This is a genomic window from Mesorhizobium calcicola, assembly GCF_042682105.1.
In the GTDB taxonomy this organism is placed as follows: Bacteria; Pseudomonadota; Alphaproteobacteria; order Rhizobiales; family Rhizobiaceae; genus Mesorhizobium; species Mesorhizobium calcicola.
The window spans coordinates 90,514-109,941 of record NZ_JBHUGY010000034.1; the positions used below are offsets into that span (position 1 = coordinate 90,514).

Consider the following 19,428-nt stretch of genomic DNA (forward strand, 5'->3'; position numbering starts at 1 on the left):
GGTCCGCCATTTATCGCGATCGTCCTCGGTGAGCCCTCAAAGGCTGAGCAAAACCACGATACAGCCATAGGCTTCGAGTTCAACGGCGCCGGCAACCGGCCGGCTCGTCAGCAGGTCGATCCCCGGGGGCACGTTCGGTATAGTGACGGGACTTTCCCTGGTGTTCAGGATGAACATCAGCTGGCGGTCTTTGGCTTCCCGGATCGACACCTCCACCCCAGCCGGCAGTTCGGGGAGCAGAGGCGTGACGCCCGCCTTGGCCAGCACGACATCGACGATCGTTTCGGCGAGTTCCGGCGTCAGATAGGTGCCGATATAGACGACGCGACCCTGGCCGAGCGATCGCGAAGTGATCGCCGGCTGCCCGGCACAAAAACGGTTCGACCAGACGCCCAGCACTTCGGTGTCTGGGGCGACCTCGAGCAACTCATACAGATGCGCGGCCTCGAACTGCCTGTTGCCAAGGGCGAAATGATATTTCCGCTCCGCCGAAGAGGACGGCAGCGGCGATGGCGGCACATAAGCGCCCATGGCGGCCTGCCGGAACAGGGGAAAGAGGCCATTGCCGCCCTCGGGAACGACGCGTCCGAACTCGGTGACCCTGACGCCGCTCAACGTAGCCAGGGCATTGCCAGGCGCCTGCTCGCGGATGATGTGGTTGTTCTCGTCCCTTGTCCCGCTCATCGCCGACAGGATCAGTGTGCCGCCATTGCGCACGAAGGTTTCGACGGCATCGTTCCATTGATCCTTCCACATCACCCAATGCGGAACATAGAGCGCCTTGAGCCTGGATAGATCGTCTTCCGGATGGATGAAGCCGCAGGCGATACCATTGCGGTAGCAGTGGCGGTGCAGCAGTGTTGCATCCTCTAGCGGGCTCGGCAGGCCGATCGGATAGGTCTTGTGGGCTTCCTGATTGTCGAAGTCGGCGCCGGCGATGCCGAGATCCATGCGCACGACCGTGCCCAGAATCTGGTCCTTGATGGCGGTGATCTCATGGAAGAAACGGCTCGCCTCGTCATAGCGTCGGCGTGGCACGTCGTCGTGATCGATGACGCCCATCCAGTAGATCTCGGCGCCGAAATGCGCAGGACGCCAGCGGAAGAACATGATGCCGTCGGCGCCGCGCGCCACAGACGTCATTGCCATGCGGCGCATCTCGCCGGGCTCCGGCGTCATCGTCGAAAACCCAGGCTGGCTGCCGAGCCCCGCCGCCTGCTCCGGTACGATGAAGTTGCCGGAATAGGCGCGGCAGATGTCGAGATGCAAGGCCTGCGTCGCCGCATGCCCCCCGGTACGGCGCATCTCGTCGTAGAGCATCGGATAAATATCGAAGGCGATGAAATCGAGGTCTTGTCCGAACTGGCCCCGGAAGTCGATGTCGGCGAGCTGACCAAGATTGTGAAAGATGAACCAGTCTGGATTGGTGGCACGCAGGACCTCGACCTGGTCGTGTTGAAAAGCTGCCGTCGCCGCAGCCAGGAAGCGATGGTAATCCTGTACGTGTCCGGGGCTCGGATAGGATGGCATCAGTGGGCGGGGCAGTTCGATCTGGGAGAAATCGTCATAGGCCGTCGCCCAGAAGTTTCCGCCCCAGGCGAAATTCAGCGCGTCTATCGTGCCGTATGTCTTCTGCAGGTATTTCTGGAATTCCAGCCGTGTCGACGGCGCAAACGACTCCGACACCGTGGTGTTGAGCTCATTGTCCGTCTGCCAGCCGATGACGCGCGGATTGTCCTTGTAGTGGCTCGCCATCGCGCGGGTGATGCGGCGGCTGTGGGCGCGAAACACCGGGCTTGTCGTGTCCGCGTGCTGGCGTGAACCATGGCCGGCCGACCGGCCGTTCACGTCGACACGCAGCACCTCGGGATAGTTCGCCGTAAGCCAGCGGGGAGGGGTGGCGGTCGGCGTGCACATGATCGTGCCGATCCCGGCTTCCCCGAGCACGTCGATCGCCCGGTCGAACAGGTCGAAGCAGAACTTGCCTTCATGGGGCTCGAAGATATGCCAGGCGAACTCGCCCATCCGCACCGTGTTGACGCCGGCGGTGGCCATGCGCTCGGCGTCGCGGCGCCACCAGCTTTCGTCGACATGTTCGGGATAGTGCGGCGCTCCGAGCAGAAAGCGGTCGAGATTGAGCGGTCGCCATACGGACAGCGGGGCGGGCGTCTTGCGGTGCATGCGGATAAAACTCTCGGATTGAAGGGATCAGGTTGAGGCGACGGGTTTTCGCGGCGTCAGCGTGCGACCATCGGCTCCGAAGAGGTAGGCGTCGCCGATGTCGAAGCCGATCTTCAACCCGGCCCCGACACTGACCGGAGAAACCTTGTTGAGCTGCAGCGTGAAATTGCCGGTGCCGCTGTCCGAATTGATCGTCTGGAGGGGAGCGGCGTCGAGGTAGAGAACCGTTTCGCGCCCCAGATGTTCGACCAGCCGCACCTGGCCTGGGAAGGACACCATCTGTGTGCCTGCCTGCTCGACGACACGTAGATTTTCCGGCCGGATGCCGACGGTCACGGCATCGCCGGTGGCAAGGCCAGTCCTGTCGATATCGGCCATGGTCAGCTCCGGCACGCCGGCGGCCGCCAGGGTGACGCCAGCCGCGCCGACGGTTTCCACCTTGGCCTCGATGAAGTTCATGCGCGGCGCGCCGAGGAAGCCGGCGACGAAGAGGTTTGCCGGATTGGCATAGAGTTCGAGCGGCGAGCCGACCTGCTCGATCTGCCCCTTGTTCAGGACCACGATCCGGTCCGCCATGGTCATCGCCTCGACCTGGTCATGGGTGACGTAGATCATGGTCGATCCGAGCTGGGCATGAAGGCTCGAAAGCTCCACCCGCATCTGGGTGCGCAATGCGGCGTCGAGGTTGGACAGCGGTTCGTCGAACAGAAACACTTCCGGCGAGCGAGTGATGGCGCGGCCGATGGCGACGCGCTGGCGCTGGCCGCCCGACAGTTGCTTCGGGCGCTTGTCGAGCTGCTCTTCGAGGCGAAGGATCTGCGCGGCACGCCTGACAGCGGCGTCGATCTCCGCCTTCGGGCGGTTCGCCATGCGCAAGCCGAAGCCCATGTTTTCCGCCACGGTCATGTGCGGATAGAGCGCGTAGGATTGGAACACCATGGCGATGCCGCGGTCGCCGGGCTCCTCCTTGGTGACATCGCGCCCGTTGATGACGATCTGGCCGGAGCTGATGGTCTCGAGCCCCGCAATCGTCTTCAGCAAAGTCGACTTTCCACAGCCGGAGGGCCCGACCATCACGACGAACTCACCCTTTTCGATCTTCAGGTCGATCGTCTTCAGGGCGTGGTAGCCGACATAGTGCTTGTCGACCTTGCGCAACTCCACGCTGCTCATAACGGGGCGCCTTTCCGTGTTTGCCGAATATATCCGGTTGCTCGAGACGTCATCCCTTGACCGCCCCCATGGTGAGGCCGGTGATGAAATGCTTCTGCATAAGGAAGAACATGACGACCGGCGGCAGCGCGACGAAGATCGTGGCCGCCGAAACGATGTTCCAGGCCGACGTCCATTCGCCGCGCAGATTGTTCAGTCCGGCGGTGACGGGTTTGACAGCGTCGCTCTGGGTTAGAACGATCGCCCAGAAATAGTCGTTCCAGACGAAGGTGAAGGTGAGGATGGCGAGTGCCGCCAGTGCCGGCTTCACCAGGGGAACCACGACGTGGCGCAGGATCTGGAAAGGTGATGCGCCCTCGGCGCGCGCCGCCTGGAACAATTCGCCGGGCAGGGCCGCGATGAAGTTGCGCATGAACAGCGTCGCGAAGCCGGTCTGGAAGGCGATGTGGAACACGATCAGCGCGTAGACGGTGTCGTAGAGGCCGAGCCTCACCATCAGGTCGCGCACCGGGATCATCATGATCTGCGCCGGCAGAAAATTGCCGCCGACGAACAGCGCGAAGACGAGGTTGGAGCCGCGGAACGGGTAGCGGGACAGCACGAAGCCGGTCAATGTCGACAGGATCAGGACACCGATGACCGAGGGAATAGTGATCAGCAGGCTGTTGAGGAAGAACCGTAGCATCGCGGTCTGCTCGAAAACCGCCGTGTAATTCTCGATCAGGCTGAACTTTTGCGGCCAGCCCCAGTAGTTACCCGCCATCAGCTCCTCATTGGAGCGGATAGACGTCAGCATCACGGCAAGCAGTGGTAACAGCCAGAGGATGACGACGAACGTCACGCCGCCGACATAGAGCGCGCGTTTGATCTTGGCGTCTTCCGGGATCGGGCGCGGGTACATCAGGCGTTGCTCCGCTCGGCCTTGATGAGGCCGTGCAAATACCAGGCGATGAAGGCGATCATGATGACGAAGAGAACCGTGGCGATCGCCGCGCCATAGCCGAAGCGGTAGGAGAAGATCGATTCCTCGTACATCTGGTAGGCGAGCACCGTCGAGGAGCCGTAAGGGCCGCCGCTGGTCATCACCGCGACCATATCGAAAGAGCGCAGCGCGCCGATAACCGTCACCGCGATGGCGATGAAGCCGACCTGCGACAGCTGCGGCAGAATGACGTGGCGCAGCATGCGCCAGCCGCGCGCGCCGTCGACGCGTCCGGCGCCGATCAAATCGTCGTTGAGGTTGTTCAGTCCCGCCAGGAACAGGACCATGCAGAAGGCGATCTGCGGCCAAAGGCCGGCACCGGCAACGGCAAAGGTGACGAAATTCTCGTCGGAAAGTAGCGCCGGCGCGGTGGTGCCGAACATGTCGAAAGTCAGCTGCAGCAAGCCGTAGTTGGGGTCGTAGACCCAGCCGAAGACGACGCCCACGGTCACAGTCGCCAGCACCAGCGGGACGAAGAACAGCGACTTCAGAATGCGCATGCCGCGGATCTGCTGGTTGACGATCAGGGCAAGCGCGAGCCCGATCGGCGGCGCCAGCATGAACATCATGAGCCAGATGACATTGTTCTTGAGCGAGACGTAGAACTGCGGGTCGTCGGCCAGTTCGACATAGTTGGCGATGCCGACCCAGGTCTTGGCGCCGATGCCGTCCCAGTCATGCAGCGAGATCCAGATCGTCTCGACGGAGGCGGCGAGGATCACCGCGCTGAACAGGATAAGGCCCGGCAGCAGGAACAGGACCGGTGTCAACCAGTGACGATTTCGACGCCAGAAGCGGGGCATGGGTGTTTCATCCAAAAGGAGACGGGAGCCGTCCGGATCGGGCAGCGTCCCGTCAGGTCCGGGAGGACTAACCGAAAATTCTCTTGCGGGTCTTTTCGAGCCGCTCGAGAATCTGGTCGCGCCGTTCGGGCTTGACCATGAACTCCTGAAGCCCGGTCATGCCTTCCTGGGCCATGTCCGGATCGGTGTCGCGATCGTAGTATTGTGACGTTCCAACCACTTTTTTCAGTTCCTCGACGGCGGCGTTGACCAGCGGATCCTTGCTGGGCGGGCAGTCGTTGCGCGGCGGAATGGCTCCCTCGGCGGCGAGGAAAGCCGCCAGATTCTCCGGCTTGTAGAAATAGGCGAGGAAGTCACGTGCGCCTTGCCTGTTCTTGGCATTGGCAGGGACATGGATGGAGTTGACCGAGAAATCCTCGTACCGGGCGACACCGGGGACGATTTCAGGAAATGGCGCGTAGGCGAGTTGCGGTAAGTCGGCCTCCGGGAAGGCGGATCTGACGAAGCCGCCGAGGTCCATCATGGCCGCTTTCTTCTGCGCCAGCGCGGCGCCGGCCTGTTCCCAACCGAAGGAGCTGTGGTTCGGCGAGAAGAGACCTGCCTTGATCAGATCGTTCCATTTGTCGAAGACGGGCGTCAGCATCGGATCGGTGTACTGGACCTTGCCGTCCATCAGGGCGATGTGCTTGTCGAGACCGTTGATGCGCAGGTTCATATGGTCGAACCAGCCGCCGGCCGGCCAGAGTTCCTTGGTGCCCATGCTCATCGGGATCATGCTGGCGGATTTCGCGGCCTCGCCAAAGGCAAGAAAGTCGTTCCAGGTCTTCGGTGGCGTCCAATTGTGTTCGGCAAAAACGTCCTTGCGGTAGAACAGGCCCCAGAGCAAGCCGCCCATCGGCAGGCCGTATTGCTTGTCGCCGACGGTGACCGCGTTGGTCGTGGCGCCGAGCACGCTTTTGTAATTCTCCTTGGCGAACAGGTCGGAGATGTCGTCGAACAGGCCTTTCTGGACAAAGGCCTTCATGCGGTTGCCGGAGAACCAGAAACAGATGTCGGGCGCGCCGACGACGAGATAGCTGCGGATCGCGGTCTTGTGGGCCTCGTGGTCCATATTGTTGATGACGATCTTGGCACCGGACTTCGCTTCGTACTCGGTTGCGAGCCGTTGCAGGATCTCACGTTGCCCGACATTGCTTAGATTGGAAATAATGGCGATTTCCTGCGACTGCGCCAGTGCCGGTAGGCAAAGCCCTCCAGTGGCGGAGGCGGCGAAAGCTGCGCCCGTGCCCTTGAGGAAACGGCGCCTTGTCGTGGACAGGGCTGTAACGTCGATGGTCATGGCTTCTATCTCCTCCCTGAGAACAGCCGGATTCCAATTGAACCGAGGCAAACGGTAGCGTATGCAAATGAAGCAGGTCAATACTTAATTTACAAAATTAATAATGAGGCGGGAATGAAACTCAAAGGTGATCAGCAGACGTCGCGGGCGATCAATCGGCGGCTGATCCTGAACCTGTTGCGACGGGAAGGGGCAATCAGCCGCGCCGAGATCGCTGGGGTCACGGGCCTGAGCCCGGCGGCGGTGACCTTCGTCGTCACCGACCTGTTGAATGAGAACATACTGGTCGAGGGAGAAGCCAGTCTCGGGGCGCCCGGTCGGCGTCCCATCCCGATCGACATCAATTATGCGGGCCGTCTCGTCGTCGGGCTGAAGCTGATGGTCGGCGCCATCGATTGCGTGCTGACCGACCTGGCCACGACCCCGCTCGTCTCCAGGCGGGTGGCCGTGCCGGATCAGTCGCCGCAAAGCACGGCGCAAGCCTGTGCCGCCGCCGTCAAGCAATTGCTTGCGGATCGCGACGCACCGTCGGGGGCGCAGCTCAGCGGCATCGGCATCGCGGTGCCCGGGGTCATCGACAACGGCGTCTGCCGGCTCAGCCACCGGTTCAACTGGACCGACGTGCCGATCGCAGCCATGCTCGCGGAACTCGTCAACGTGCCGGTCTGGGCCGACGACGACACCAACGCCTTCGCGCTGGCGCAGCAATTGTTCGGCCTCGGCCGGCATCATCGCACCGTCGGTGCGCTAGCCATCGGCGCCGGCATCAGCTGCGCGGTGGTGATCGACGGCTCCGTCCATCACGGCGCGAGCGGGGCAGCGGGCAAGATGGGCCACTCCATCTACGATCCGAACGGGCCACTGTGCGAGTGCGGCCGGCGCGGCTGCCTGCAGACCTTTTTCTCGGAGCCGGCCCTGGTCAAGCGGTGGAGAGACGCAAAGGGCCTGTCAGCCGAAGTGACCCGCCACGACATGCACGAGGCAGCGCGGGTCGGCGATGAGACAGCCTTGAATATGCTGCGAGAAGCGGGCGAAGGCATCGGCAGATTTTTGGGCGGCTTCTGCAACATCATCGATCCGGAAGTGATCGTCGGCGGCGGCGAAGCCGTCACCTTTGGCGACTATCTCTTCGAACCCATGCGCGAGGCGCTGGGGCGCCATGCCATGTGGGCGCCACCGCCGATCACGCCGGACTGGGCCGACGATTCCTGGGCGAGGGGCGCCGCTGCTCTCGCGACCCAAAGGCTTTTCGATTTCGAAAGCAGGCCCGGAGAAATCGCGGGCGTTGGCTAGCGGACCTTTCTATCTAGGTAATCGCGCCTGGCGGTCATTACAGAGTAGCTGCCGAGCGCTGGTGTTCGCACCAAGCCATTCGCATTTACTGCATAATGAACACACAAAAACACATATTCCCTTGCGGCGTCAGCCCATCGATGATCCCCCTGAGGCAAGGTTCACGCCGCTAGCCGAGGTGTTCAAGATTGCATCACAGGGGAATGATCATGCGACAGAAGTTTATCGGGCTGATTTTCGGTGCTGCCATCGCGTCCTTTGCCTTTCCAGCCGTTGCGGGCACGCTAGATGACGTGAAGGCGAGAGGTCACCTTCAATGCGGGGTAAGCCAGGGCATCGGTGGTTTTTCCATGCCGGATTCCCAAAACAACTGGACAGGGCTGGACCTGGATGATGCTCGGATTTGCACAGCAATCGCGGAGTCGCCCGGCGGACCAGCTCACGACGCGATGCAGATTGTCCGGCCGGTCAGATCTTCAGATCGTTGCAGTTGGTCGTGAATGCTGCAGTGCCCGTCCTAGCAACGGATGATTGACACGTTGGACCTGGCTTTGCCTGGCTCAAATTGGCGCCCAAGATTTTGACGTTGAGCTCGGACAAGGCTCGGCCAATCTGCGTCATGCCAAGGCTGGCACGAGTCTGAGCCTTCACTATCCGAAAGACCATGCGCATGTCGGAATAGAATGCCACCGGCAGGGGTGTGTTGGCCTCAATCAGACTACCCATGCACGTCGCTGCATCGGCCTCCAGCCCATTTGGGGTTCGAGTCCGAGGAGGGATCAACTCTTCCGTACCTGCCAAGCGAGGTAAGCAGTTGCCGCGCCGACGCTAATCAGCTCTATCCCCAACAGCAGTCCAATCAGCCACACGGCCGTCAGGGGGATCCTGATCCACAGTATCAGGGAAAGAAGAATCCCAATCAGTCCACTCCCCAAGACCCAGCCCCAATTGGGAAAGGGACGGATGGTGAGGGCGAAAACTACCTTCGAGATGCCCTCGATCATGAAGAAGACGATCAGCAGCAAGGTGATAGTTAGCAGGCCGTTTCCAGGATGGCGCAGAAAAAGGAGACCAATCATCACAGCAAGGATGACAGAGATGAGTTGCAACCAGAAATGAGGCACGTGGCCCGCACCGACTAGGCTTATGCCTTGCAGGGCTCCGCTGATGATCAGCAGCCACCCGAGCAGGACCACCACAGCAACCGACGAGATCATAGGAAAGATCACGGCTAAAATTCCGGCCGCGACCAGCAGCACGCCCTCTACCAGATACCAAAGTGAGTACCGCTTGACAGTCTGCCGCATTGCGTCGCGAAAGACCTCTGCGGCAGCATCCAACGAAATCGAGCTGGCCCGCCTCCAAAAACCGTCTGTATCTACGATAACCTCAAGCCGGTCCGCATGCGCCTTTGCGATTCTCAGGAGAGTTGCCGCCGTTTCTTGGGCTGTCCATCCGCGGGCTTGTGACGCTGCGGCCAATTCCTCGAACGCGGGCTCTAAAGCGACCTCACAGTTGATTTCCCGGTCGGGGCTGTTCTCTTGCAGGATTGGCAGTTCAATCTTCCGGGACATGCACAGGAAGTGCATCGCGGGGGGAAAGGTTCCGAAGCGCCTCACCAGTTGATCATGATTCTGAAAAAGGGGCCGGCGAGGCGCGCCATTCGTCTCGTGGCGCGCTCAGTTGGGCAACCCCAGCTTCCAGCCTCTAGCCCTTGAAGTTAATCTTCATGCCTTTCTGCACCATAGAGGCGAGATCTTCGGCGTCCCAGTTGGTCAACCGGATGCAGCCGTGCGAGAAGGTTGTGCTGATCTTGGCCGGTTCGGGCGTGCCGTGAATACCATAGCTTTCGATAGAAAGGTCGATCCAGACCGATCCTACGGGATTGTTCGGCCCGGCAGCGAGGGTGAACGGCCGCTTGGTCTTGACACCCTGGAAAGCGAAGTCCGGATTATAGTGATAGGTGGGATTGTGAACCACACGTTTGATCTCTGCCATGCCGCTTGGCGCAGGTTTCTCGTCGCTGCCGATCGAGGCAGGATAGACTGCGAGCCATTTACCCAAAGGATCAAGAACGCGCACCAGACGAGCGCCTTTGTCGACCTCAACGCTCGCGACGGCGGCGGGAGGACCATCCCGGCCAACATCTGGCACTACTAACATTGTGCCGGCCTTCCTGAAGCCGATGCCCGGATTGAGCCTTCTGAGCAACTGTTCGCTGATATGAAAGCGCTCCGCCAGCTTCTCCGTCGAGTTGCGATAGCCGAGCCTTGGTAGACGGGCCATCCTCTCCATGCGAGCCGGAATGCGCTTGGTGAAGGGCCCGCGCAGATCCTGGCGCGTCACCTCATAGGTTATCAGCACCGGGCTGGCGGAGGTTGCCACTAGCTTGTCCCAAGTCTCCTGAGAGAGCTTGCCATTGGACGGCAATCCGTTCGCGGATTGAAAGGCCGTAACCGCCTTGGCAAAGTTCTCTGAAAGGCGGCCATTTATCAGGCCGGGCGAGAAGCGGGCGCGATCCAAAAGGATCTGCGCTTTCAGGACAGTGGGATCGACATCCTTGGGTTTGCCGGCGGCGAATTGGGCCTGATTGACAGCCGTTAGGTCAAGCTTGGAAGCCTCCGTCCCGCCGCATCCCAAGGCAAGCGCCACGGCGACGACGAAAACGAGCCTGATCATCGATGCCACTCCCGCAAGAGAACCTGCATCTATGACGCGGAACGGTCTATCTAGTTCCCTTCGCTGGCCCGGCATAGATTGCTGTTGCCGAACTCGCGGCGGATCAGCTTGCCGTCCCGCAAAAGCGCGTCGAGGTCCGTTTCGATTTGCGCCAACGCCAAGGCAGGCTCTTCGACAAGCTTCGGCTTCATCGCATGCCCCGCTGCGCCGACTCCAGGATGGGCACCGTCGACGTCATGAGCCTTAACCCGGTTCAATTTTCTCCTTCTGGTGACGACCAGCCACACGTAGTCCAGATATTTCGACTCCGAAAGACCCTCCGACCTATGGATGCGGTGATCGGCGGCAGCGACGTGCGAAAAGGGATGGTTTGCCTCGGAAATGGCCATGTGCCTGAACCGAAACGAACGGCTACGGGCAAGAGCTGGCGGTCATCGGGATATCAAAGACCCATTTCTTGATCCGGGATTCTGATCAGCGTCGGAGCCGTTTACGCGCTTCGACGGAACAGTCTGTCGGCGACATAATCCAGCGAGAAGACGCCGGCGCCGCGCGTCAGCACGAGAAGCAGCAGCGACGCACACAAAAGGTGCTCGGCCCAGTTCTGAAAGCGGCCAGGTGTCGAGACGGTCCCAGGCCGCCCCCAGTTGGCCAGCCACCGCGAGTTCGACGTCGCCGTTCTTCAGCGCTTCGACCACCGTCGTCGGCGAGCCGCGGCTGATTTTCATGTGCACACCTGGATAGGCACGGAAAAGCTCCGTGAAGGGCGAAACAAGCAGCGCGATGTTGACGCTGTTGGAGATGGTGACGTTGAGGGGTGCAACATCACTGCTCTGCACCGCCTTGGCGAGCGACTTCGCCGAGTTCGCGGCTTCGTAGCATTGCTGCAGCAAGGGCAGCATACGGCGCCCAAGCTCGGTCAGATGGGAATGCTGGCGCTCGCGCCGCAGAAGCTCGCCGCCCAGCTCGTCCTCAAGCGTCTTGATGGCGCGTGTCAGCGCCGGCTGGGTGACATTGCATTCTTCCGCCGCCCTGGTGAAATTCAGGGTGGTGGACAGAGCCAGGAAATAGCGGACCTGCTGCATTTCCATGAAACTTCGCCCCCTCCGCGAAATGATCGGTGTGGAATTACGACATGTCTGCAGATTAACGCAATGGAGGGCGTCGGGCAAAGGCGCAAAACAAGGGCGTTTTACTTCTTGATGAGGTGCGATGTCGTTCGGCCCAGCGATAGGCTTTCCAGAATTTTTCAGAGCGAGGCCTGGGGCGGCGCCGTGCTTGCCGCGATGTTCTCAGGCGTAAAGAATTCTGTCGGCGAGATCGTCCCGGCGTTCATCCGGACGAAGCTATCCATGGCCTTCTGGTTGCGTCGGCGCCGATGACGGCCTTCGTCTATCATCCTCGAAATGACCGGCAACCATGACAATGTCGTAGCGCTGATGTGCGCGGCGGTGCTGGGCTACGGCACCGCGCGGCTGATCTCGCACGAACCGCTCTATCACGCGCTGTCGCGTGTCTTCATCGCCGAGGCGATCAGGCGGCGCCGGACGGAGGTGTCTGGTTAAGGCCTTAGTGTTCACTGGCAGGCGACCAGGGGATGGTGGGCATCGATCTGCGGAAAGATACGGAACCATACGGGAGGTTTCTGATTTTGAGCCCACGAAAAAGCCAATAAAATCAAAACCTTTAATACACCCTCAGCGACTAATATAATCGTTATTTATCAATAGCTTACGAAGAGGTTCGCCAAGTCGATTCAAGGAGCCGGTCCGCCACTCGCCGATCGCATTTATCTTCTAGCGAATGGCAGCTCTGCGCCTGCACCTCGGTCATTCAATCGGCTATTGCCGTCGTCCAAAAGCCGACATCGCTACGTCAGCCGCTGAAGGCCAATTTGAGACCGATCGAAGCGTCCGTCGAACGCGTCGACAACGGAAAGTTCGGCAAAATACGTGCCGAGGAGTGCTCGCCAGCAATGGGGCCATACTTTCGCGTTGCCGGCGGTGTTCGGCGTGACTTGGCATGCTTACTCAAAAGATTGCACCAAACCGACCTCACTGCGTTCTACACTGCGTCTCCTATCGAGCGCTGATAAGTATCGAATCTTCGTCCTGATATTCGTCAATCTCCGGCCAATGAAAACTCGTTGGCGATGGTGACGTGGTGGTGAATGCGACCCTCGAAGTACCTGGACAACACTGCCTCTGTCGCGGCACGCGATTCAGCGCGTACGGGGCTGGCCAAAGCCGCATCGACGGCCGCCATATCTGGGTAGTTGATCGCCAGGATCATCGGAAATTCAGGCGCACCATCGTCGCGTTTTTCCGCGAAGCTGACTCGAACGTCGAGCGCGCCCGGGAAGGCCTTCCACTTCGGCAGAACCGTCTCAATCACGTCCTTGCGGAACGCTTCGATCTGACCTTCCTTCACTTTACCTTCAAACAACGCATAGCGCGTGATCATCTGCTCGGTTCCTCATCCTTGCGTTGGAAAAATTCCATCAGTGCGGCCTGGTCCTCGCCGCCCAGCCCTGCGGCCGTCAATAGCCGGTGCACCTCGGCGCAGACGGCTGTCAGCGGCATTGCGGTGTGCGTGCGCCGCGCCAGGTCCTGGGCGGCGTTGAGGTCCTTCACCATGTTGTCGATGCGGCCGGTTCGCCGGTAGTCGCGGGTGGCGAAGCGCGGCAGGTATTCCTGCAGGATGGCGCTGTCGGCGCGGCCGCCTTTCAGCGCCTGCGGGATCTTGAGCGCGTCGACGCCGGCGTCGAGCGCCAGCTTGGTCGCTTCGGCGACGGCCATGAAGTTCAGCGCGCACAGCACCTGGTTGATCAGCTTGGTCGTCTGGCCGGCTCCGGCCGGGCCCATATGCGTGTAGTTGGTGGCGACGTGGCGCAGCACCTTGTGGGCGTCGGCCACGTCCTCGGCTTCGCCGCCGGCCATCAGCGTCAATTCTCCGGTCAGCGCCTTGGGCGCGCCGCCAGACAGCGGACTGTCGACCCAGCGCAAACCCTTCTCGCTGGCGTCGGCGGCGAGTTGGCGCGTCGCGTCGGGGTCGATGGACGACATGTCGATGATCAGCGTGCCGGGCTTCGCCCCAGCCGCCACGCCGGCATCGCCGAACACGGCGCGGCGCACGATCGCCGCCGAATTGAGGCTGAGGATCACGTAGTCGGACGCGCCGGCGGCCTCGGCCGCGCTCGCCATGGCGGTCGCGCCCCTGGCGACCAGCGCCTCCACCTTGGCCTTGTCGAGATCGAACACGGCGAGGCGATTGCCGGTGGCAAGCAGGCGCTCGCCGATCGCCCCGCCCATGGCGCCGGCGCCGATCAATGAGACTTTGTGGGTCATGACGATCGCTCCCCGAATTTCGTTGTTATGTCCGCGACAATCTCATCGAGCGGCGCGTCGATCGGCACGGCGATCGCATTCTCGTCCTTGCCCGGCACTTCCAGTGTCGCGAACTGGCTGTCGAGAAGGCTGGTCGGCATGAAGTGGCCGGTGCGCTCATGCATGCGCTTCGAGATCAGCTCGCGCGAGCCGTCGAGATGGATGAACAGCACCGGCGCACCCGCCTGCTCGGTGATGAAATCGCGATAGGCGCGCTTCAGCGCCGAGCAGCCGACGATGACCGGCGCGGGCCCTAGCCGCAGCGTTTCGCCGACCTTGGACAGCCATGGCCACCGGTCGGCATCGTCCAGCGGAATGCCGGCGCTCATCTTGGCGATGTTGGCCTCAGGGTGCAGCTTGTCGCCGTCCACGAATGTCGCCGCGATTGCGCGGGCGAGCGCCTCGCCGATCGTCGTCTTGCCCGAACCGGTGACGCCCATGACCACCATGCGCGGCGGCCGGTCAGATCGAAGCTGTGATGCCGCCATCGACATAGAGAATGTGTCCGTTGACAAAGGATGATGCGTCGGAGGCCAGGAAGACGCAGGCGCCGACCAGCTCCTCGACCTTGCCCCAGCGGCCGGCCGGGGTGCGCTTTTCGAGCCATGCGCTGAAGGCCGGGTCGGCGACGAGTGCCGCGTTGAGCGGCGTGTCGAAATAGCCGGGCGCGATCGCATTGCATTGCAGGCCGTGCCTGGCCCAGTCGGTCGCCATGCCCTTGGTCAAATTGCCGACGGCGCCCTTGGTCGCCGTGTAGGGCGCGATGCCCGGCCGGGCGAGCGCGGTCTGCACGCTGGCGATGTTGATGATCTTGCCGCGGCCGCGCTTGATCATGTGCCGGGCCACCGCCTGGCCGACATGGAAGACGCTGGCGACATTGGTCTGCAGAAGGCGTTCGAACGCATCGGCGGGAAAATCCTCCAGCGGCGTGCGGAACTGCATGCCGGCATTGTTGACGAGAACGTCGATCGGCTCGCTGGCTTGCTCGAAGGCGTCGATTGCGGCCCTGACGGCGTCGTGGTCGGTCGCGTCGAAGGCGAGCGTCGCAGCGCCTGGAATCTGCCCAGCCGCAACCGTGAGCTTCGCCTCGTCACGGCCGTTGAGCACCACTCTGGCGCCGGCCTCGGCCAGCCCTTTGGCCAAAGCAAATCCGATGCCCTGCGATGAGCCGGTCACGAGCGCGGTGCGCCCGCCGAGATTGAACAGATTGGATGACATTTTTCCGATTGCCTCTCGTCGCTGAGCGTCTTATGTTATCGATAACATCATCTGTCAAGTCAAGTGGAGAGAATAGCGATGCAGCGGCCTCACATCCTTCAGGTTGGACCCTATCCGGCATGGGACGAGGAGCCGCTCAACGAAGCCTTCACGGTGCACCGCTATTTCGCGGCCGACGACAAGCAGGCTTTCCTCGCCGGGATCGGGTCGCAAGTGCGCGCCATCGCCACGCGCGGCGAGCTCGGCGCGAACCGCGCCATGATCGAGGCCTGCCCTTCGCTCGAGGTCGTGTCTGTCTATGGCGTCGGTTTCGACGCGGTCGATCTCGCGGCATGCCGGGAGCGCGGCGTGCGCGTCACCAACACGCCGGACGTGCTGACCAACGACGTCGCCGATCTCGGCATCGCCATGATGCTGTGCCAGTCGCGCGGCATGATCGGTGCCGAGCGCTGGGTGCGCGACGGCAGCTGGGCGGCGAAGGGGCTTTACCCGCTGAAGCGCCGCGTCTGGGGCCGGCGGGCCGGCGTGCTCGGACTCGGCCGCATCGGCTACGAGGTGGCCAAGCGCCTCGCCGGCTTCGGCATGGACATCGCCTACAGCGACGTCGCGCCGAAGGATTTCGCCCCGGATTGGGAATTCGTCGCCGATCCGGTCGCACTGGCCAGGCGTTCGGATTTCCTGTTCGTGACGCTTGCCGCGTCTGCCGCGACGCGCCACATCGTCAACAAGGATGTGCTCGCGGCGCTCGGCGAGGACGGCATGCTGATCAACATCTCGCGCGCCTCCAACATCGACGAGGACGCGTTGCTCGATGCGCTCGAGACGAAGGTGCTGGGCTCCGCCGCGCTCGACGTGTTCGAAGGCGAGCCGAAGCTCAATCCGCGCTTCCTGGCGCTCGACAATGTGCTGCTGCAGCCGCACCATGCGTCGGGCACCATCGAAACGCGCAAGGCGATGGGCAAACTGGTGCGCGACAATCTTGCCGCCCATTTCGCCGGCCAGCCATTGCTCACGCCGGTGCTCTAGGCTTGTCTTACGCAGATTCGGACGGAAAACCGCTGCACATTTTTCATGGAATTGCCCGAGGAGTTCGCTGACCATGAAGTCGATCGTCATCCACGCCGCCAAGGACCTGCGCATCGAGGACCGTCCGGTCGAGGAGCCGGGCCCGGGCCAGGTGCTGTTGCGTCTCGCCGCCGGCGGCATCTGCGGCAGCGATCTGCACTACTACAATCATGGCGGCTTCGGAACGGTGCGCCTGAAGGAGCCGATGATTCTCGGCCACGAGGTGTCCGGCGTCATCGAAAAGCTGGGTTCTGGCATCAGCGGGCTCAAGCCCGGCCAACTGGTCGCGGTGTCGCCGTCGCGGCCCTGCTACAGCTGCCGCTACTGCCGCGAAGGGATGCACAACCAGTGCCTCAACATGCGCTTCTACGGCAGCGCCATGCCGTTTCCGCACATCCAGGGCGCGTTCCGCGAAATGCTGGTGGCGGACGCGCTGCAATGCGTGCCGGCCGACGGATTGAGCGCCGGCGAGGCGGCGATGGCCGAACCGCTGGCGGTTTGTCTCCACGCCACACGCCGGGCCGGCGAAATACTCGGCAAGCGCGTGCTGGTGACCGGCTGCGGACCGATCGGCCTCTTGTCGATCCTCAGCGCGCGACGCGCCGGCGCGGCCGAAATCGTTGCCGTCGACATCACCGACTTCACCCTGGCGATGGCAATGCGCGCCGGCGCCGACAAGACCATCAACACAAAAACCGATCCGGAAGGGCTGGCGCCGTATCTCGCCGACAAGGGGACGTTCGACATCCTCTATGAATGCTCGGGTGCCGCGGCGGCACTGGCGCAGGGCATCGCGGCGCTGCGTCCTCGCGGTACGATCGTCCAGCTCGGCCTCGGTGGTGCCGAGATGGCGCTGCCGATGTCGGCAGTCACCGCCAAGGAACTGACGATCAACGGCTCGTTCCGCTTCCACCCCGAATTCGCCGTCGGGGTCGAGCTGATGCGCAAGGGACTGATCGACGTCAAGCCGCTGATCACCCACACCGTGGCCTGCGACGAGGCCTTGTCCGGCTTCGAACTTGCCAATGACCGCAGCCGGGCGATGAAGGTTCAGATCGCCTTCGCATAAGCATCGCGGCGCGTTGCATTCCGCAGTGATATCGATAACGTACGGCGATGCAGCCTTCGCCCAAACGCCCAACCATGGCCGATGTCGCGCATCGCGCCAACGTCTCTACGATGACGGTGTCGCGCGCCTTCAAGAGCGACGCGTCGGTGAGCGCCGACACGCGCGACCGCATCCTGCAGGCAGCGGAAGAGCTCGGCTATGTCTTCGACAGTATCGCCGCCAACCTGTCGTCGCGCCGCTCCGGTTTCGTGGCGGTGACGATCCCTTCGATCAACAACGCCAACTTCGCCGACACGGTGCGCGGCATGACCGAGGGCCTGCGTGACAGCGGGCTGGAAATCCTGCTTGGCTTCACCGACTACAATGTCGAGGAGGAGGAGCGCCTGGTCGGCCAACTGCTCAGGCGGCGGCCGGAAGCAATCATCGTCACCGGCGGCCGGCACACGCCGCGCTGCCGCAAGATGCTGGAGAATGCCGGCGTGCCGGTGGTGGAGACCTGGGACCTGCCGGATGATCCGATCGGTCACGTCGTCGGCTTCTCCAACGCCGCGGCCGGGCGGCTGATGGTCGATCATTTCATTCAGCGCGGCTACTCGAGGCTCGGCTTCATCGGCGGCGACACGTCGCGCGACACGCGCGGCCTCGACCGCCGGCGCGGCTTCGTCGCGGCGCTGCAGGACCGCGGCCTCGACGCCTCGCGCGTTATCGCCTCCGGCGTGCCGCCGATCTCGATGCGCGAGGGCGCCACCGCCATGGTCGAGATGATCTCGCGCTGGCCGGACACGCAAGCCGTGATGTGCGTGTCGGATCTTTCGGCTTTCGGCGCGCTGATGGAATGCGTGAGGCGCGGCATTCGCGTTCCCGACGACGTCGCGATTGCCGGTTTCGGTGCCTATGACCTCGCCGAACAGTCGGTGCCTTCGATCACCACGATCGATGTCGGCGCGCACGAGATCGGCATCCGCGTCGCCGAGCTGGTGCTCGACCTGCTCAACGGGCGCCGCGCGGCCGACGACAGGGTGGTGGTCGGCATGACACCCCAGGTGATCGTGCGCCATACGGCCTGAGTGGCCGACAGCAAAAGGAACCGCCGGCGGGATGACCGCCGGCCGTTGCCCGGTTACCGCCCTGTCGAGCTTACTTGCCCCAGATCTTCTTGTATTGGTCGCGGTAGCCGTTGCCCGGATCGAAGCGGTTGTCCGGGCCGCCGTCGAACTCGACATTGTCCGACGTCACAACGTGCAGCGGCGAGACGTAACCCGACCATTTCTCGCCGGCCATGCCGCGGTTGAGCTCGTCGACGAGCTGCCAGCCCTGCAGGTTCAGCGGCTCGGCCACCGTCACCTTCTGGAACTGGCCGGAGCGGATGCGCTGGTAGGCGGATTCGGAACCGTCACCGGCGGCTACGTTGATCGGCGCGTCGGTGCCGGATTTGCCGGCGGCCGCCAGCGACGGGCCCATGAAGTCGAAATAGAGATCGTTGATCGCCAGCGAATGGGTCCAGGCATCGCCGTATTTCTGCAGGAGCGAGGTGGTGAGCTGCGGCATGCGCTGCGAGGTCTCGGCGATGGGCGTGTCGACATATTCGAGCACCTTGCCGCCGAGATCCTCGATCTCCTTCTTCATTCGGTCCGCCTTGGCGATAGCGATCTGGTAGGTGGAATCGGTGAAGATGATGACGCCGGGCTTGCCCTTGGCGTCGACGAAGGCCCAGTCCGCCGCCGCCTTCGACACTTCCATCGGATCGGTCGAGACGTTGGCGATGATGCCGAGATCGTCGATCGGACCGACCGTCGGCGCCGCATGCCATGCCGCCATCGGGATCTTGGCCGCCTTGGCCTGCTCCATGGCCGGCTTCTGCTCGACGGCGTCGAAGCCGTTGATGATGATGCCGTCGGGGTTGAGCGCCAGCGCCTGGCCGAAGGCCGCGGTGCGGCCACCGATCGAGCCGGCGCCGTCAAGCGTCTTGACCGTCCAGCCGAGGGCCGCCGCCGCCTCCTCGACACCCTTGGTGACGCCGAGGATGCCGCCGTTCTTCATGTCGGCGCCGAGCACGACGATGGTCTTGCCAGCGGCGCCTTTTGGCCCCGTGGTCGGACCGTCCCATTTCTCGACCTTGCTGGCGTATTTGTCGACGACGGCCTTGGCGTCGGCCATCGGGTCGGCAAGGGTCGGCGAGGCGATGCCGAGCGCCAGGCAGGCGACGCCAAGCTGAAGGACTGTTCTGCGATGCATGTTTC

The 19,428-nt window shown here is 62.6% G+C and carries 19 protein-coding genes and 1 pseudogene; 6 read left to right on the plus strand and 14 right to left on the minus strand.

Annotated features, from left to right (window positions below; all coding sequences use genetic code 11):
• Window positions 1-36: 36 nt before the first annotated feature.
• From ACFSQT_RS22970 to ACFSQT_RS22990, 5 genes are all read right to left on the minus strand, one after another.
• A complete protein-coding gene (locus ACFSQT_RS22970) occupies window positions 37-2,181 on the minus strand; it encodes a beta-galactosidase (RefSeq protein WP_379022414.1) in 2,145 nt (714 codons plus the stop codon).
• Window positions 2,182-2,208: 27 nt separating this feature from the next.
• A complete protein-coding gene (locus ACFSQT_RS22975; protein WP_379022416.1) occupies window positions 2,209-3,354 on the minus strand; it encodes an ABC transporter ATP-binding protein in 1,146 nt (381 codons plus the stop codon).
• Between the two features lie 49 nt (window positions 3,355-3,403).
• Window positions 3,404-4,255 (minus strand): carbohydrate ABC transporter permease, encoded by an 852-nt coding sequence (locus tag ACFSQT_RS22980; RefSeq protein ID WP_379022418.1) that lies wholly within the window; start codon window positions 4,253-4,255, stop codon window positions 3,404-3,406.
• Window positions 4,255-5,139: a carbohydrate ABC transporter permease gene (locus tag ACFSQT_RS22985; protein WP_379022420.1), complete on the minus strand. Its 885-nt coding sequence runs from the start codon at window positions 5,137-5,139 to the stop codon at window positions 4,255-4,257. The genes ACFSQT_RS22980 and ACFSQT_RS22985 overlap by 1 nt, the downstream gene beginning before the upstream one ends.
• Window positions 5,140-5,206: 67 nt before the next feature.
• Window positions 5,207-6,478: an ABC transporter substrate-binding protein gene (locus tag ACFSQT_RS22990; protein ID WP_379022422.1), complete on the minus strand. Its 1,272-nt coding sequence runs from the start codon at window positions 6,476-6,478 to the stop codon at window positions 5,207-5,209.
• Between the two features lie 114 nt (window positions 6,479-6,592).
• On the opposite strand from ACFSQT_RS22990, the gene ACFSQT_RS22995 reads away from it, so the two are divergent.
• Both ACFSQT_RS22995 and ACFSQT_RS23000 read left to right on the plus strand, forming a co-directional pair.
• On the plus strand, window positions 6,593-7,771 hold the full coding sequence (locus tag ACFSQT_RS22995) for an ROK family protein (protein WP_379022424.1): 1,179 nt from the start codon (window positions 6,593-6,595) through the stop codon (window positions 7,769-7,771).
• A gap of 209 nt (window positions 7,772-7,980) precedes the next feature.
• Window positions 7,981-8,271: a type 2 periplasmic-binding domain-containing protein gene (locus ACFSQT_RS23000; protein ID WP_379022426.1), complete on the plus strand. Its 291-nt coding sequence runs from the start codon at window positions 7,981-7,983 to the stop codon at window positions 8,269-8,271.
• Between the two features lie 279 nt (window positions 8,272-8,550).
• Here ACFSQT_RS23000 and ACFSQT_RS23005 read toward each other — a convergent pair whose 3' ends face one another.
• The 4 genes from ACFSQT_RS23005 to ACFSQT_RS23020 all read right to left on the minus strand — a co-directional run bounded on the left by ACFSQT_RS23005 (window position 8,551) and on the right by ACFSQT_RS23020 (window position 11,622).
• The gene (locus ACFSQT_RS23005) at window positions 8,551-9,345 is read right to left on the minus strand and encodes an HdeD family acid-resistance protein (protein ID WP_379022428.1); all 795 of its coding nucleotides are present in this window, start codon (window positions 9,343-9,345) and stop codon (window positions 8,551-8,553) included.
• A 133-nt stretch (window positions 9,346-9,478) separates the two neighbouring features.
• Complete coding sequence (locus tag ACFSQT_RS23010; RefSeq protein ID WP_379022430.1) at window positions 9,479-10,450, minus strand: L,D-transpeptidase family protein; 972 nt, start codon at window positions 10,448-10,450, stop codon at window positions 9,479-9,481.
• A 50-nt stretch (window positions 10,451-10,500) separates the two neighbouring features.
• Window positions 10,501-10,839, minus strand: coding sequence for a hypothetical protein (locus ACFSQT_RS23015; protein WP_379022432.1), 339 nt, complete (start codon window positions 10,837-10,839; stop codon window positions 10,501-10,503).
• Between the two features lie 42 nt (window positions 10,840-10,881).
• Complete coding sequence (locus ACFSQT_RS23020) at window positions 10,882-11,622, minus strand: LysR family transcriptional regulator (protein WP_379022434.1); 741 nt, start codon at window positions 11,620-11,622, stop codon at window positions 10,882-10,884.
• A 200-nt stretch (window positions 11,623-11,822) separates the two neighbouring features.
• Between ACFSQT_RS23020 and ACFSQT_RS23025 the strand changes: the two are divergent.
• Window positions 11,823-12,015, plus strand: a pseudogene (locus ACFSQT_RS23025) (chloride channel protein); the annotation flags it as partial.
• 556 nt (window positions 12,016-12,571) lie between these two features.
• Here the strand turns inward: ACFSQT_RS23025 and ACFSQT_RS23030 are convergent.
• From ACFSQT_RS23030 to ACFSQT_RS23045, 4 genes are read right to left on the minus strand one after another with little or no spacing between them, the layout of a single operon-like run.
• A complete protein-coding gene (locus ACFSQT_RS23030) occupies window positions 12,572-12,913 on the minus strand; it encodes a hypothetical protein (protein WP_379022436.1) in 342 nt (113 codons plus the stop codon).
• The gene (locus ACFSQT_RS23035) at window positions 12,910-13,797 is read right to left on the minus strand and encodes an NAD(P)-dependent oxidoreductase (RefSeq protein ID WP_379022438.1); all 888 of its coding nucleotides are present in this window, start codon (window positions 13,795-13,797) and stop codon (window positions 12,910-12,912) included. Before ACFSQT_RS23035 ends, ACFSQT_RS23030 begins: the two co-directional genes overlap by 4 nt.
• Window positions 13,794-14,330, minus strand: a complete 537-nt coding sequence (locus ACFSQT_RS23040) for a gluconokinase (RefSeq protein ID WP_379022440.1) — start codon at window positions 14,328-14,330, stop codon at window positions 13,794-13,796. Before ACFSQT_RS23040 ends, ACFSQT_RS23035 begins: the two co-directional genes overlap by 4 nt.
• On the minus strand, window positions 14,299-15,054 hold the full coding sequence (locus ACFSQT_RS23045; RefSeq protein WP_379022442.1) for an SDR family oxidoreductase: 756 nt from the start codon (window positions 15,052-15,054) through the stop codon (window positions 14,299-14,301). Before ACFSQT_RS23045 ends, ACFSQT_RS23040 begins: the two co-directional genes overlap by 32 nt.
• A gap of 78 nt (window positions 15,055-15,132) precedes the next feature.
• On the opposite strand from ACFSQT_RS23045, the gene ACFSQT_RS23050 reads away from it, so the two are divergent.
• From ACFSQT_RS23050 to ACFSQT_RS23060, 3 genes are all read left to right on the plus strand, one after another.
• Window positions 15,133-16,080 (plus strand): 2-hydroxyacid dehydrogenase, encoded by a 948-nt coding sequence (locus ACFSQT_RS23050; protein ID WP_379022444.1) that lies wholly within the window; start codon window positions 15,133-15,135, stop codon window positions 16,078-16,080.
• A gap of 73 nt (window positions 16,081-16,153) precedes the next feature.
• Entirely contained in the window at window positions 16,154-17,188 is a 1,035-nt protein-coding gene (locus tag ACFSQT_RS23055) for an L-idonate 5-dehydrogenase (protein WP_379022446.1), read from the plus strand.
• Window positions 17,189-17,235: 47 nt separating this feature from the next.
• Window positions 17,236-18,255, plus strand: coding sequence for a LacI family DNA-binding transcriptional regulator (locus ACFSQT_RS23060; RefSeq protein WP_379022448.1), 1,020 nt, complete (start codon window positions 17,236-17,238; stop codon window positions 18,253-18,255).
• A gap of 70 nt (window positions 18,256-18,325) precedes the next feature.
• On the opposite strand, the gene ACFSQT_RS23065 is transcribed toward ACFSQT_RS23060, so the two are convergent.
• Window positions 18,326-19,423 carry an ABC transporter substrate-binding protein gene (locus ACFSQT_RS23065; RefSeq protein ID WP_379022449.1) on the minus strand — a complete coding sequence of 366 codons (1,098 nt, stop codon included), beginning with the start codon at window positions 19,421-19,423 and terminating at the stop codon, window positions 18,326-18,328.
• Window positions 19,424-19,428: the final 5 nt, after the last annotated feature.

Bases quoted from the DNA above. Each gene is read 5' to 3' on its own strand.
- ACFSQT_RS22970 (WP_379022414.1), bottom strand. From the start codon at position 2,181: ATGCACCGCAAGACGCCCGCCCCGCTGTCCGTATGGCGACCGCTCAAT.
- ACFSQT_RS22975 (WP_379022416.1), bottom strand. From the start codon at position 3,354: ATGAGCAGCGTGGAGTTGCGCAAGGTCGACAAGCACTATGTCGGCTAC.
- ACFSQT_RS22980 (WP_379022418.1), bottom strand. From the start codon at position 4,255: ATGTACCCGCGCCCGATCCCGGAAGACGCCAAGATCAAACGCGCGCTC.
- ACFSQT_RS22985 (WP_379022420.1), bottom strand. From the start codon at position 5,139: ATGCCCCGCTTCTGGCGTCGAAATCGTCACTGGTTGACACCGGTCCTG.
- ACFSQT_RS22990 (WP_379022422.1), bottom strand. From the start codon at position 6,478: ATGACCATCGACGTTACAGCCCTGTCCACGACAAGGCGCCGTTTCCTC.
- ACFSQT_RS22995 (WP_379022424.1), top strand. From the start codon at position 6,593: ATGAAACTCAAAGGTGATCAGCAGACGTCGCGGGCGATCAATCGGCGG.
- ACFSQT_RS23000 (WP_379022426.1), top strand. From the start codon at position 7,981: ATGCGACAGAAGTTTATCGGGCTGATTTTCGGTGCTGCCATCGCGTCC.
- ACFSQT_RS23005 (WP_379022428.1), bottom strand. From the start codon at position 9,345: ATGTCCCGGAAGATTGAACTGCCAATCCTGCAAGAGAACAGCCCCGAC.
- ACFSQT_RS23010 (WP_379022430.1), bottom strand. From the start codon at position 10,450: ATGATCAGGCTCGTTTTCGTCGTCGCCGTGGCGCTTGCCTTGGGATGC.
- ACFSQT_RS23015 (WP_379022432.1), bottom strand. From the start codon at position 10,839: ATGGCCATTTCCGAGGCAAACCATCCCTTTTCGCACGTCGCTGCCGCC.
- ACFSQT_RS23030 (WP_379022436.1), bottom strand. From the start codon at position 12,913: ATGATCACGCGCTATGCGTTGTTTGAAGGTAAAGTGAAGGAAGGTCAG.
- ACFSQT_RS23035 (WP_379022438.1), bottom strand. From the start codon at position 13,797: ATGACCCACAAAGTCTCATTGATCGGCGCCGGCGCCATGGGCGGGGCG.
- ACFSQT_RS23040 (WP_379022440.1), bottom strand. From the start codon at position 14,330: ATGTCGATGGCGGCATCACAGCTTCGATCTGACCGGCCGCCGCGCATG.
- ACFSQT_RS23045 (WP_379022442.1), bottom strand. From the start codon at position 15,054: ATGTCATCCAATCTGTTCAATCTCGGCGGGCGCACCGCGCTCGTGACC.
- ACFSQT_RS23050 (WP_379022444.1), top strand. From the start codon at position 15,133: ATGCAGCGGCCTCACATCCTTCAGGTTGGACCCTATCCGGCATGGGAC.
- ACFSQT_RS23055 (WP_379022446.1), top strand. From the start codon at position 16,154: ATGAAGTCGATCGTCATCCACGCCGCCAAGGACCTGCGCATCGAGGAC.
- ACFSQT_RS23060 (WP_379022448.1), top strand. From the start codon at position 17,236: ATGCAGCCTTCGCCCAAACGCCCAACCATGGCCGATGTCGCGCATCGC.
- ACFSQT_RS23065 (WP_379022449.1), bottom strand. From the start codon at position 19,423: ATGCATCGCAGAACAGTCCTTCAGCTTGGCGTCGCCTGCCTGGCGCTC.